We start from the raw sequence: 14351 nt of genomic DNA, 5'->3' as shown, positions 1-14351 counted from the left end.
TAACGGTCGGGCATTGCCGAAGGATCGGCAAATAGCTGCAGGCCTAAGCCCTGGAGCCGATCTTTTGGCAATGCCCTGTTATCTGAATTTTTTGTTTATTATTCACTTCCCTAAACTACAAAAAATTTTCAGTTTTAACTCCGAAAAGGTAGGTTTTATTTCTGTTTTATATTTTGCAAAACCCCGCTTTGCGAAGTTTAAAAAAGAAAACGGAAAAAATATCCCCAAAAAAGGGGAAGGTGAAATCACCCAAAATTAACCGGAGCCTTGACTTTGTCATAATTTTCGGGTAACTTAGCCAAACTTAACGGCGAGTATTCGCTTTGAAAGTGAAACTTTCAGACAAAGTTCTCTTTGTAAGTTTGCCGGCGAAATCATACTTCTTTCGCTTTCACCTTCCCCTTTTTTTCCTCTGAAATTCAAATCAGTTTTTCCGTTATAAAACCACATTTGCGGGATAAAATTGCAGATAACGTTTTGCGGCTTTGCGATGGTGCGGCTTAAAATGCCAAATCTTTCTATCATAAACTAAACTTCGAAATATCTAAAATCTTCAAACTTAAGATAATTCCGCACTATTGCAAAACCGCTGTTATCTGGCGTTTTTACTTACAATTTAATTTCGGTGGTTTATAATATCCAGTTGCAATATTTGTATTTATTATTTTATATTTATTTAAATTATTAGTACAAAAATAATAGTCTGCTCCTTTCTTAGCGTCGTTTATTATATTCATAGAATCTTTATTACCATTTGTTAAAACTCCATATTTTTTCAAAATTTCATTCGTATTTTCATCCGTTCCTTTTTTCGGGTCAAACCAAATAAAAAGTTTATTTTCAATTTCGACAAACTGATTTGGTTTCGTTATGTCAGATAAATTTTCTAAAGTTGAGTACTTATTTTTGTAATAATTATCGCCAAAAATATTTACAACAATCATATTTTCATAAACTCCTTCATTAATCCATTTTTTTTCATTTTTAGAAACAGTTTTCAATATTTTTTTATTCAGGGGATTATAAATTTCCACATTGAAAACCAAATTCTCTTTAAAAAGTTTATTTCTTTTTGCGAAATTAAAAATTGCTTTTTTCGCAACTTCATTATTGTCGATACTTTTTGATAAGTCAATTTTATTAGAGTAACAAGAAAAGATTAGAAAACTGAAGCAAATCAATAAAATAATTGTTGGAATATTTATAACTTTCTTGTTCATCACGGTTTTTTAAAATGACAGATAACTCTCAAATATGCGAATATATTTCCTTCCAGGCAAATTTTTATTTCCCTCTTGTACAATTACTTACCGTTTTGTAATTTCGGTGTTATTTCTTATACGAACACAAATTGTTATGAAAAATCCGAATACCGGCTTTTCGCCGGAACATTACGCCTTTTCGTCCGGAGAGCATCGCGGCAAAAAAGTCATCTGGATCAAATTCCCGCGCGATCAGAAATTACTCGCCACTTTGAAAGAAGTTTGCATGCCTTATTGGTCAGCTACCCAAAAATCCTGGTATGTCACCGATAACAAAACTTACCGCACACTTTTTCATCTGCCCATTCCACTGGTCGGCAAAGAAACACTCTCCAAAATCTCAACTGCCAATCTCCACGCCTTTACCGAGTATCAGAACATGCTGCTGCTGAAAGGTTTCTCACAAAATACCATGCGTACCTACAGTGTAGAATTCGCGCAACTGCTCTACATCATCCGCGATTTTCCGGTTTGGCAACTGACTCCCGAAAAACTCAAAAGCTATTTTCTGTACTGTACCACCGAACTTGCACTCAGTGAAAACCAGATCCACAGTCGCATGAACGCCGTAAAATTTTATTTCGAAAAAGTACTGCACCGCGACAAAATGTTTTTCGACATTCCGCGCCCCAAAAAACCACTGCAACTGCCGAAAGCACTGAATACTGCAGAGATCAAAAAACTTTTCGCCGTCGTTGAAAATCCCAAACACCGCCTGATTCTGCAGTTATGTTATGGCATGGGTTTGCGCGTGAGCGAGATCGCACAGCTGAAGATTCAGCACATCGATTCTGCCGCAAACAGGGTTTTAATTGAAAGAGGGAAAGGAAAAAAAGACCGTTATGTAAATTTACCCGTCTCGATCCTGCAAAATATGCGCGATTATTACCGCGACTACCGGCCGAAAGAGTTTTTGTTCGAAGGCCAGTTTGGCGGCCATCTGACGACGCGTTCCGTACAGCAGGTTTTTAAACTCGCAATGTTAAAAGCCGGGATCAGAAAAAAAATCGGCATCCACGGTTTACGCCACAGTTACGCTACACATTTGCTGGAATACGGCACCGACATTTCCCTGATTCAAAGACTCCTCGGTCACAATGACATCCGTACTACGCTCATTTATACACATGTTACGGACCGGCAAACCAACAAAGTCGCCTCGCCCCTCGATAAACTGTAAATTTTTTTTAAAGAAAATCACATCGCGGCACCGTCCGGAATCATCGGCAAAATCGGTTTGGTAATTTGATGTCTTATTTTTTTAAAAAAAGTAATAACCGCAGGGAAAGAATACGAATTCTCAAGCTGAATTTTCGGGGATAACTTTTTTTATTTCTCCAAAAAAGCCGTGGTTCCGCAGTTTAGGTTCCGGATCACGACCACTATTTTTTAAATTACAACAACATCTAAACACCAATCACCAATCACCAATCACCAAACAACAAACACTTGACACAAAACACAACGATCACCCGATCAGATCCAGAAACTGCTGTTCATCCAAAATTTCGATGCTGCCCAAATCTTTGGCTTTTTTCAGTTTACTGCCGGCTTTTTCGCCTACAACCAGATAATTAAGGTTTGCGGAAACAGCAGAAATATTTCTTCCACCGTGTTTTTCCACCATATCTTCGGCAGCTTCGCGCGTGAACAGCGAAAGCTTACCTGTAAACAGAAAAGTTCTGTTTTCGAGTTTTGTACTCAGCAGTTTCTCCGTACTTTCTCCTCTTTCCACCTGAACGCCGTAGCTTTTCAGCCTTTCAAGCATCAGCAGATTTTCGGGATTCTGAAAGAAAAGTACAATACTTTCGGCAATTTTTCCGCCGATGTCTTCGATCTGAATCAGTTGCTCCACGGTTGCATGTTGCAGTTCTTCAAAAGATTCAAAGTTTTTCGCGAGCTTCTTCGCCACAGTTTCGCCCACATGTTTAATCCCGATTCCAAAAAGTACTTTTTCGAAAGGAATTTCTTTGGATTTTTCAATACCGTCGATGATATTTTGGGCAGACCGTTCTGCCATCCGCTCGAGCGGGAGCAGTTGAGATTTTGTCAGCGCGTATAGATCAGCGGGGTTTTCGACCAGTTTCTCACGGTAAAGCTGTTCTATGGTTTCGCTTCCCAGATTTTCGATATTTAATGCTTTGCGCGACACGTAATGAATCATGCGCCCGACCACCTGTGGCGGACAGTGCAAATCATTGGGACAGAAATGGACCGCCTGATCTGCGGTCTTTATCAGTTCAGTTCCGCATTCCGGGCAGTGGGTGATGTATTTGATTTCACGGTTTTCAGGATTTCTTTTTTCCAGGTTTACACCCACGATCTTCGGAATAATCTCACCGCCTTTTTCCACATATACGAAATCATGTTCGTGCAACCCAAGTTTTTTAATGATGTCTTCATTATGCAAGGTTGCCCTTTTAACGGTAGTTCCGGCCAGCAGTACAGGTTTCAGATTTGCCACCGGCGTGATCGCACCGGTTCTTCCGACCTGGTAAGTAACCGTTTTCAGTTCGGTCTCCACTTTTTCGGCCTTAAATTTATAAGCCATTGCCCACCTCGGCGACTTTGCGGTATAGCCCAATTTCGCCTGCTGACGGATTGAATTTACTTTGAGCACAATACCGTCGATCTCAAAGGGAAGTTCATGCCGGTGTTCATCCCAATAAGTAATGAATTCTTTTACCTCAGCCAGGCTGCTGCACAGTTTGGCCTGCGCTGAAACCTTAAAACCCCAACTCCGCGCTTTTTCCAGAAGTTCCCAATGGGTTTCTGCAGGTGTCTCATCTGCGATATATTGATAAAGAACTGCTGTGAGCCCGCGTTTGCGCACTTCTGCCGAATCCTGCATTTTTAAACTTCCGGAGGCCGTGTTGCGGGGATTCATAAAAAGATCCAGGCCTTCTTCTTCACGCCTTTTATTGATCTTATCAAAGTTTTTTCTGGTAAGAAAAATTTCGCCACGCATAAAAAAGCGTTCGGGATAATCTCCTTTTAAAGTGAGTGGAATTTCGGAAATGGTCCTTACGTTAGCTGTAATCTCGTCACCACTGAAGCCATCGCCGCGGGTTACGCCTTCAGTAAGTTTTCCGTTTTCGTATAAGACGGAGATTGAGGCGCCGTCATATTTCAGCTCAGCTACAAATTCGACCGGATCGTCGATGGTCTTGATGATGCGTTTTTCCCAATCTTCCAGATCCTCGAAATTATAGGAATTATCCAGCGAATACATGCGGAACTGATGACGAACAGTCGGGAAATTCTTGGTTACTGCGCCGCCAACCCGCAAAGTGGGAGAGTTATCATCGTAAAATTCCGGATGGTCTTTTTCGAGCTCCTGAAGTTCCTTCAGTTTCACATCAAATTCAAAGTCGGATATTATTGCCGCATCTTCAATGTAATAACTGTAATTATGCTGATGAAGTTCCGTGCGCAGATCTTCTATTTTCTGTTTAATGTTTTCGGCCATCTTATAAAAGCTTTTCACAAAAATACTAAATCATTTGACCTGACCACGGCAACCGTCAAAGTTAAAAGTAAAATTGGCCCGATTATTTCCGCCAAAAATACACACGCACGAAATTGCATTTTTTGAGCTTTTCCGTTTTTTGTATTTTTAATGAACCAAAAATAACCTCATGCAGAAAAAAGATAAGATTTTACTGGGTCTGGCTACCGCAGTTGCCGCCGCCACAGGATTTGCAACAAATGCCGGTTTTAACGCCGTTTTACTGTTTGTACTCGCCGCTGCCTCGCTGATTTTGGTCGCTATGATCGTGGGTAAAGCCACCGAACAGCTTGGCACACGCATGGGGCCGGCTGCCACTGGTGTTCTGCAGTCCGCTCTGGGAAATTTGCCGGAACTCTTTGTGTGCATTTTTGCGCTTCGTGCGGGTTTGGACATGGTGGTGAAAGCAGCACTCGTGGGTTCTATATTGGGAAATTCTGTACTGGTTTTTGGTATGGCGATTTTGTTTGGCGGGTTAAAGAACGGGCGGCAGTATTTTCACTCCGAAGCACCCAAAATGAATGCCATACTGATGATACTTGCTTTCGCTGCAATGGCGGTTCCAACCCTGGCATTTTATCTTCATACGCCTGCAGAAGGTCATCTTGATAAGCTCGACATTATTGTAGCTGCGGTTCTGATCTGTGTGTTTGGCGCATATTTAACATTTTCGATTAAAGGCGATAAAACAATTATTCATGGCGATGATCCTTCGGAATCTTTAACCGGCTGGTCGTTGCCGCTGACACTCGTTATTCTGGCGGCCTCCGGCATTGGCGCCGTCTTCGTTTCCGATTGGTTTGTGGATGCGCTCCAGCCGGCCATGAAAGCGTTAGGAATAAATGATGTATTTGCCGGTTTAATTGTAGTTGCTATTGCGGGCAATGCAATTGAAAATATTGTGGGAATTCAACTCGCTTTAAAAAACAAAGCCGATTACGCGGTGAGTGTGATCATGAACTCCTCTTTGCAGATCGCTTTGGTACTGTATCCACTGTTAATTATACTTTCTTTTTTCCTCGGTGGTGCCATTCTGTCTTTTGTGCTCAGCCCACTTTTGCTTGCAGCTTTAGCACTTTCGGTTTTGGTAAGTGCTTTTATTGTTTTTGATGGCGAAAGCATCTGGTTGGAGGGTGTCGCACTGATCGGGCTGTATATCATTATTGCCACCGCTTTCTGGTGGGGATAGTTTTTTTTTATTAATGGTTTCGGCGACTGTTCTTCAGCGGGCTGAACCGTAAAAATAATTAATTCGCCAGCATTTCCGTGATCCGGGCCGCGACTTTTTCGGCATTCGGCAGCATTTCTTTTTCCAGAATCAAATTGATAGGAACTGCAGGTAAGTTCAGGGAACCCATGGCCTCTACAGGCGCATCCAAATATTTGAAACAGTTTTTTGAGATACGGTGTGCAAATGCTTCTGCAAAAGAATTATTGATCTGCTCTTCGGTTAAAACCAGACATTTCCCATGAACTTCTGTCCGCTCGAAAACCAGTTTTTCATCCAAAGGAACCAAAGTTCTTAGATCGATGATCTCTACGCGGCCGGGGAAATTTTTCGCCGCTTCTTTCGCCCAGTATACGCCCATTCCATAAGTCACAATCAACATGGTTCGGCCTTTGTCAGTTTCGGTTTGATCTGCTTCCAGGACCACGTTTCCTTTGCCGAACGGTAAAATATAATTTTCGTCGGGTTCAACAGTTTTTGCCTCTTCGGTACCGGGCACTTTACTCCAGTATAAGCCTTTATGTTCAAGCATAATAACCGGATTTGGATCGTAAAAAGCAGCTTTCAGCAAGCCCTTAAAATCCGCGGCATTACTTGGGTAAGCGATTTTGATTCCTTTGATATTTGCCAGCATGCTTTCTACACTGCCACTGTGGTAAGGTCCGCCACCGCCATAAGCACCCGTGGGAACACGGATCAGCGTGCTAACCGGATATTTCCCGTTACTTAGATAACATGATTTTGAAATCTCTGTCACAAGCTGGTTGATGCCGGGATAAATATAGTCGGCGAACTGAACCTCCACAATAGGTTTAAGTCCTACAGCGCTCATTCCTACTGTAGATCCGATAATATACGCTTCCTGGATCGGCGTATTAAAAACCCTTTTATTGCCGAATTTTTTTCCTAAAGTCACTGTTTCGCGGAAGACACCGCCAATCCTTTCACCAACATCCTGACCGTACAGCAAAGCTTCGGGGTGTTTCCACATGAGTTCCTGTATCGCATGAATTGCGGCATCTACCATCACGATCTTTTCCTGATTTGGTGGTGTGCGTTCACCGACTTCCTGCGTAACAGGCGTAGGCGCAAAAACGTGATCTCCCACGGAGCGTGGTTTTGGATCCTCTGCAGCGACTGCCTTTTGAAAGGCGTGTTCCACTTCCAGGCGGCATTTTTTCTCGATCTGTTTCAAAAGATCCTCATCGGTTCCGGTTTCTAGTAACCGGCTTCGCAGGATATTTCCCGGATCTTTCGCCCTGTGCTTCTCCAGATCCGCATCGTCGCGGTAAAATTCACGGCGCACGCCGGAAGTATGGTGACCGATCAATACCGTACTCGCGCACACGACCATTGGTTTTCTTTCTGCGCGCACAAAGTCGACCGCTTTTTTCATTGCTGTAAAACTTGCTCCGAAATCAGTGCCGTCAACCCGCATACGGTTCATGCCCGTGAAGCCGGCCACAAAATCGTAAGCGTCTGCTGTGCGCGCTTCTTCTTTGGTTACAGAAATTCCCCATTCATTATCCTGAACCAGGAAAATAATAGGCAGCTGATGGAGCGCTGCAAATTGAAAAGCTTCGGAAACTTCGCCTTCCGTCACCGAATTATCGCCGAGACTGCAGATGACTACGGGATTTTGTTCAAAAGTCCTCAAGTTAAATTCCTGAATGTATTTTATACCCTGAGCCACGCCGGTCGTAGGAATTGCCTGCATGCCGGTCGCAGAACTTTGATGGATGATTTTCGGCAAGTCTTCTCTTGAACTTGACGGATGCGAATAGTAGGACCTTCCGCCGGAAAAAGAATCATCAGCCTTCGCCAGGAGCTGGAGCATGATCTCATAAGGTTCAAAACCGATACCGAGCAAAAGACTCTCGTCACGGTAATAGGGCGAAACCCAGTCTTCGGGTGTTAACTGATAAGCTGCGGCAAGCTGAATTGCCTCGTGGCCGCGGGAAGTGGAATGCACGTATTTCGTAACATTGCGGTTTTCCTCATAAACATCGGCGGTAGCTTTAGCAACCATCATGTGCCTGAAAGCTTTCAACAAAATTTCCTGTGAAACCTTGTGCTGTGTATCAATTTCCATATCGAACAAAGATAAAAATTTTAGGTGAAGTGCGAAATGGCATGATGCCGGAACGCAGGAACATCAATCAGATGCGCATTAATAATGCTGAAAAGCAGCAATGTGCCTCAAAGACTTTTGATTCCTACCTCCATACTTTGTAAAAATAATTTAATCCAAATCACAATTTTTTACTGAGGCTTTCCAATGGGGGTTTTCAGCTGTTTCCCGGCTGCACTTTTCTTAAGAAGATCAGTTTTTAAAGAATTATACTGAGTCGAACCAGAAATCACCGACTTTTTTTTGAAGAAATTTTGAAGTAATTTTACCAAAATTCTCTGCCTTCATGTATCTTATTTTCGACACCGAAACTACCGGTTTACCCAAAAATTATAATGCCCCGCTTTCCGATTCCGACAACTGGCCACGCATGGTACAGATTGCCTGGCAGCTGCACGACAGAACGGGCAAACTCCTCGAAAATCAGGATTACATCATCCGGCCCGAAGGTTATGATATACCATATAACGCGAGCAGAATTCACGGTATTTCTACTAAAATGGCAACTGAGGAAGGCCGCGACCTTGCAGAGATCCTGGCGGAATTTCAGCAGGTTTTGAATAAAGCGGAAGTTGTTGCCGGCCACAATATCGATTTCGATTACAAAATTGTGGGCGCAGAATTCTTCAGAAAAACTGTCGAAAATACTTTAGAAAAAATTCCATCTGCCGACACCATGGAACTCGGCACCAATTTCTGCCAGCTCGGTGGCGGAAAAAACGGCAGGTTTAAATCGCCAAAGCTTACCGAACTCTACGAAAAATTATACAGCGAACAGTTTGATGAAGCGCACAACGCCGCGGCTGACGTAAATGCCACTGCCCAGATATTTTTCGAAATGAAACGCCGAGGGCTCATTCCCGTGGAAAAACTGAGAATTTCTGAAGCTGAACTGCAGCAGTTCCGGGAAGCTAATCCGACACCTTTTCAGCCTTTTGATATTATCATCCGCCGGCAGGTTGAAAATTCCAAAAAGAAACAGACTGCTGATTTCGGTGACATGACCGACATTGAGATCGGCGATTATTTTAATTTTCACAACCACAGTATTTACTCCTCCCTGCAGGCGTCAACACATATTCATGAGTTGATTACCAAAGCTCTTGAGAATAATTTTTCGGCAGTAGGCCTGGTCGATCTCGGCAATATGATGGGTGCTTTTAAATTTGTGTCAGAGGTTGAAAAAGCCAACGGCGCCATTAAGTCAAAACATGCGGAATTTGAAGCACAGAAAGAAAAAGCTTTAGCTGAAGGTCAGGAATTTAAAGAAACTGAACCACGCAAAAAACCGCTCATCCCAATTATCGGCTGTGAGTTTTATATTTCTGACCGCCCGGAAAAGAAGCAGTTTACAAAGGACGATCCCGACCGCCGCACGCATATTGTGCTGCTGGCTAAAAATTTTAACGGCTATAAAAATCTTGCAAAACTATCGAGTATGGGTTTTGTCAATGGTTTCTACTTTGGAGTTCCCCGGATTTCAAAAGCGATGATCGCGGACTATAAGGAAGATCTGATCGCAGTTTCAGCAGGAACGGCAGGTGATATCCCGAACACGATTCTGGAGTTTGGTGAACAGAAGGGCGAGGAAGTCTTTAAATGGTGGAAAGAAACTTTTGGTGACGATTTTTATGTACAGCTTCAGAATCACGAAGTTGAAGAAGAGGAACACCTCAATGATGTTTTACTGCAGTTCGCGGAAAAATATGGTGTCAAGTTTATTGCGCAGAATGAAACCTTTTACACCGAAAAAGAAGACGCTCATATTCAGGATATCTTGTACTGCATCAAGGATGGCGAAAAGTTATCCTCGGCAGTGGGGAAAGGTTTTGGTAAAAGACGCGGTCTGCCATCCCACGAGTTTTACCTGAAAAAAGAGGATGAACTTAAGCAGACCTTCCGCCAGTTTCCCGATGCTTTTGAAGCGTACACCGAACTGCTGGCGAAGTTTGAACCTTACACTTTGAAACGTGACGTGCTGCTTCCTGAGTTTGATATTCCCGAAGAATTTCTGAGCGAAGAAGATAAAAGCGACGGTGGTAAGAGAGGTGAAAATGCGTATCTCCGGCATCTGACTTATGAAGGCGCCGCTAAGCGCTATGAGAAAATAACCGATGAAATACGGGACCGCCTGGATTTTGAACTGGAAGTAATTGCGAATACGGGCTATCCCGGCTACTTCCTGATTGTACAGGATTTCTGTAATGAAGCGCGTAAAATGGGCGTTTGGGTCGGTCCCGGACGTGGTTCTGCGGCTGGTTCTGCGGTCGCTTACTGTACGGGAATCACAAATGTAGATCCCATAAAATATGATCTGCTTTTTGAGCGGTTCCTGAATCCGGAACGGGTTTCAATGCCCGATATCGATATTGATTTTGATGATGAAGGCCGCGATAAGATCATAAAATGGGTCGTGGAAAAATACGGTAAAACCAACGTGGCGCAGATCATTACATATTCGGTTTTAGGTGGCAAATCTGCAATTAAAGATGCCGGACGAGTGCTCGATCTTTCGATCAATGATACCAACAATATTGCGAAACTCATCCCTTCTACACCGGGAATGAATATTTCAAAAGCATTTTCGAAATTCGAAAAACTGGCGCCGGAGGATAAAATGCTGGCCCAGGAAATGAAAAATATTCTTGCTAATCCCGAAGATGCCCGCTACGAAGTGCTTTCCGCGGCACAGAAAATGGAAGGCTGCATCCGGAATACAGGAATCCATGCCTGCGGCGTGATCATCACACCCGAAGATATTTCTAACCTTGTTCCAATTACCATTGCAGCCAAAGATGCGGACATCCTTGTCTCTCAGTTCGATAACTCCGTGGCCGAAAATGCGGGCTTGCTGAAAATGGATTTTTTGGGTTTAAGGACCTTAACGATCATTAAGCACGCCATTAAACTCATCAAAGAAAAACATGGCATAGAACTCGATCCGGACGAAATGCCGCTCGATGACCTGAAAACCTATCAACTCTTTAAGGAAGGCCGCACAATAGGCATTTTCCAGTACGAAAGTCCTGGTATGCAGAAATATATGCGTGAACTGAAACCGACAAAGTTTGCCGACCTCATCGCGATGAATGCCCTTTACAGGCCGGGACCGATCAAATACATTCCAAACTTCATCAACCGGAAAAATAAGGTTGAAGAAACGACTTATGACCTGGAGGAAACCAAAGAATTCCTGGAGGAAACCTACGGGATTACAGTCTACCAGGAACAGGTAATGCTTCTTTCGCAAAAACTCGCAAACTTTACAAAAGGTGAAGCCGACACGCTGCGGAAAGCGATGGGAAAAAAACAGCGCGATATTCTGGATAAAATGTATCCGAAATTTCTGGAAGGTGGAAAAAGCAATAACCTCGACGAGACCAAACTCAACAAGATCTGGAAAGACTGGGAAGCATTTGCTGAATACGCCTTCAACAAATCACACTCCACCTGTTATGCGATGATCGCCTACCAAACCGCTTATCTGAAAGCCAATTACCCGGCAGAATATATGGCGAGTGTGATGACCAACAACATCAACAATACCAAACAGATCACCCTGTTTATGGAGGACTGTAAAAGTATGGGTGTTGATGTTTTGGGGCCCGACGTGAACGAGTCGCAGTATGCTTTTGCGGTGAACGAAAAAGGCCAGATCCGTTTTGGTCTGGGCGCTATAAAAGGAATTGGCGAAGGCCCGAGTGAGGCGATTGTAGCGGCGCGCCAGGAGGCGCGTTATAAAAATATCTATGATTTTTTTGAAAAGATTCCTTCCTCACAGATCAATAAAAGAGTGGCAGAAAGTTTAGTCATTGCCGGCGCTTTCGATGAGGTCGATCATTATCACCGTGCCCAGTATTTTGATATCGACAATACCGGAAAAACCAATATCGAAAGGCTTTTACGCTACGGTCAGAGTTTTCAGGACAGCATCAATGAAATTGAGAATTCCCTCTTTGCCGACTTTGCCGATGAGGTAAAGATCGAAAAACCGAAACTGAACCCCGCGCCTGAATGGCAAAATATGTTCAAGCTTAATAAGGAAAAGGAGATCATCGGTTTCTATCTTTCAGCGCACCCGCTCGATGAATATAAATACCAGTTCCGCTTTATCCAAGGTGCTTTGAGCAAAAAAGAAATTCTGGAGGGTAAGAAAGAAGAAGTTGCCGAACTCGAAAAAATAATTTTACCGGTAGATGTTGCTGACATTTCTGAGTCAGATGAGGATCTCGTAGATATTCCCTCAGAAATTCTCGATGGGGAAGAAGAAGGCCTGCTTGAGGAATCCGGTAAAAGAGCCGAGCCCAAAGGTACCTACAACTTCCTGAATCTCGACGAGATCGAATCCTATAAAAACACGGTCTTCGCGGCGGCGCAGCCCGATTTATTTACAGCAGAAAAACTGACATGGAAAGAAAAACAGGCTCTTAAAAACAACACTCCGGAATACACGGTTGCAGGTTTGGTTACCGAATACACAGTGAAAGACGGTAAGAACAGCGGCGAAAAAGTGGCTTTTATCACGCTGGAAGATTATACCGGCAGTTACAGTTTCCGCCTCGGCGACCGCGATTATATGAGGCTGCGGGATAAGATCGATGTTCAGCGCTTTGTGATCTTCAAAATTAAATTTTCTCAGGCCAACGATGGCCGCGTTTTTGTGAATCTGACAGACGTAATTGACCTTAAAGATGCTTTTGAAAAATTTGCCAAAAAAATGACAGTAGTGGTCAATGTTCACGACCTGCGAAAAGAAGATATTGCTTTTTTTCAGGAGAATTTCACGGAGTACAGCGGCACACAGAAACTTAACTTCTGCATCAGGAATCCCGAAGATCAGTCCACTATTGAATTAATGTCGGTGAAAGCAAGTGTGGACATTAATGGTGATCTTTTAGAAATTATTCATGACATGCAGAAATATGAAGTTTTTCTGAACTGAAAACATCAAAAACCACCGCGAAGGTGGTTTTTTAATTAAAGGATATCATGGTTTGAAATTCTAGCAACAACCTGTATTTGGAGCACAGCACGCCGCGCCTTTTTCTGCGTAAACCGTAATGCTGTATATCTGGGTTTCAGAATTTTTATACTGTTCGATCTCAGCTTCATTCAGATAATTTTTCAGAATATCATCCGGAACGGTAATTACTTTTTCTTTTTGAAGTGCAATATTTTTAAAGCCGGCTTCTTTGATGATATTGAGATAATCAACTTTCTGAATGGCACTTGCCACGCAGCCCGCGTACATTTCTGCTGCAGATTTTATCTTTTCCGGCAGTTCGCCGATAAGCACGATATCTGAAATAGAAAAGTGTCCGCCCGGCTTCAGAATCCTGGCGACTTCGGCAAATGCTTTTGGCTTATCGGGCACCAGATTCATCACGCAGTTGCTCACCACCACATCTGCGGTGTTCGCGGTCATCGGAATCTGCTCGATATCTCCCTGCCGGAATTCCACATTTTGATAGCCCAATTCAGAGGCGTTTCTTTTCGCTTTTTCGATCATCGCCTCTGTGAAGTCAATTCCGATCACGCGGCCGCCAGCACCAGTCTCGGCGCGCGCTATAAAGCAGTCGTTTCCGGCACCGCTGCCGAGGTCCACTACTGTATCGCCTTTCTTTATTCTGGCAAAATTGGTGGGTAGCCCGCAGCCCAAACCCAGATCAGCATCTTTAGCGTAACCCTCCAGCGCATCATATTCTTCGGACATAATGTTATAAACTTCCGTACTGCAACCGCCTGCACCGCAGCAGGATGAGGCGTTGGTATCCTTTTCCTGCAGTGCGATCCCGGCATATTTTTGCTTTACCATTTCTTTAATTTCTTCGTTTGTTCCCATTGTATTTTAACTTTTAGTGTTGAGATTGGATTGGTTTAATTCCTGCGCTTTTTAACAGCAGTTTTGTTTTTCAATTTTGTAAAAGATCTGGTCGATAAAATATTCCATTTTTTTAAAGGTTTCCGGATTAATGCAGTAACAGATTGCTTTGCCTTCGACATTTCCCTGAATGATTCGGGCGCTCTTCAGTTCCTTGAGATGTTGCGAGATTGTGGCCTGCGAAAGGGGAATTTCCGCCACAATATCATTACATATACAGGTGTCTACAGAAAGTAAATATTCTATGATCGCCAGCCGGGCGGGGTGGGCAAGCGCTTTCAGCAGCGTCGCCATTTCGTTCTGTTCCTGGGTAAAGTGCTGCGATTTTGTAATTCCCATCT

Annotated in this window: 9 protein-coding genes; 3 read left to right on the top strand and 6 right to left on the bottom strand. The window is 43.4% G+C overall.

Translation table 11 applies throughout. From position 1 onward, the window contains the following. Positions 1 to 294 precede the first annotated feature (294 nt). Both H562_RS15745 and H562_RS0109690 read right to left on the bottom strand, forming a co-directional pair. Entirely contained in the window at positions 295 to 525 is a 231-nt protein-coding gene (locus H562_RS15745; protein WP_027377330.1) for a hypothetical protein, read from the bottom strand. Between the two features lie 80 nt (positions 526 to 605). Next, positions 606 to 1220: a hypothetical protein gene (locus H562_RS0109690; protein ID WP_027377329.1), complete on the bottom strand. Its 615-nt coding sequence runs from the start codon at positions 1218 to 1220 to the stop codon at positions 606 to 608. Positions 1221 to 1356: 136 nt separating this feature from the next. Between H562_RS0109690 and H562_RS0109685 the strand changes: the two genes are divergently transcribed. Continuing rightward, positions 1357 to 2442 (top strand): tyrosine-type recombinase/integrase, encoded by a 1086-nt coding sequence (locus H562_RS0109685; RefSeq protein WP_027377328.1) that lies wholly within the window; start codon positions 1357 to 1359, stop codon positions 2440 to 2442. A gap of 288 nt (positions 2443 to 2730) precedes the next feature. Here the strand turns inward: H562_RS0109685 and ligA are convergent, their stop codons facing one another. Continuing rightward, complete coding sequence (gene ligA / locus H562_RS0109680) at positions 2731 to 4731, bottom strand: NAD-dependent DNA ligase LigA (RefSeq protein ID WP_027377327.1); 2001 nt, start codon at positions 4729 to 4731, stop codon at positions 2731 to 2733. A gap of 169 nt (positions 4732 to 4900) precedes the next feature. On the opposite strand from ligA, the gene cax reads away from it, so the two are divergent. After that, positions 4901 to 5959, top strand: coding sequence for a calcium/proton exchanger (gene cax / locus H562_RS0109675; protein ID WP_027377326.1), 1059 nt, complete (start codon positions 4901 to 4903; stop codon positions 5957 to 5959). Positions 5960 to 6017: 58 nt separating this feature from the next. On the opposite strand, the gene H562_RS0109670 is transcribed toward cax, so the two are convergent. Next, positions 6018 to 8090 (bottom strand): alpha-ketoacid dehydrogenase subunit alpha/beta, encoded by a 2073-nt coding sequence (locus H562_RS0109670; RefSeq protein ID WP_027377325.1) that lies wholly within the window; start codon positions 8088 to 8090, stop codon positions 6018 to 6020. Between the two features lie 325 nt (positions 8091 to 8415). Between H562_RS0109670 and dnaE the strand changes: the two genes are divergently transcribed. Next, positions 8416 to 13071, top strand: a complete 4656-nt coding sequence (gene dnaE / locus H562_RS0109660; RefSeq protein WP_027377324.1) for a DNA polymerase III subunit alpha — start codon at positions 8416 to 8418, stop codon at positions 13069 to 13071. A 60-nt stretch (positions 13072 to 13131) separates the two neighbouring features. Here the strand turns inward: dnaE and H562_RS0109655 are convergent, their stop codons facing one another. Beyond that, positions 13132 to 13971: an arsenite methyltransferase gene (locus tag H562_RS0109655; protein WP_027377323.1), complete on the bottom strand. Its 840-nt coding sequence runs from the start codon at positions 13969 to 13971 to the stop codon at positions 13132 to 13134. Positions 13972 to 14022: 51 nt separating this feature from the next. Continuing rightward, on the bottom strand, positions 14023 to 14349 hold the full coding sequence (locus H562_RS0109650) for an ArsR/SmtB family transcription factor (protein ID WP_027377322.1): 327 nt from the start codon (positions 14347 to 14349) through the stop codon (positions 14023 to 14025). Between the last annotated feature and the right edge of the window lie 2 nt (positions 14350 to 14351).

Origin of the sequence: Kaistella palustris DSM 21579 (assembly GCF_000422265.1) — a bacterium.
Lineage (GTDB): Bacteria > Bacteroidota > Bacteroidia > Flavobacteriales > Weeksellaceae > Kaistella > Kaistella palustris.
This window is presented reverse-complemented; position numbering and strand designations above follow the sequence as displayed.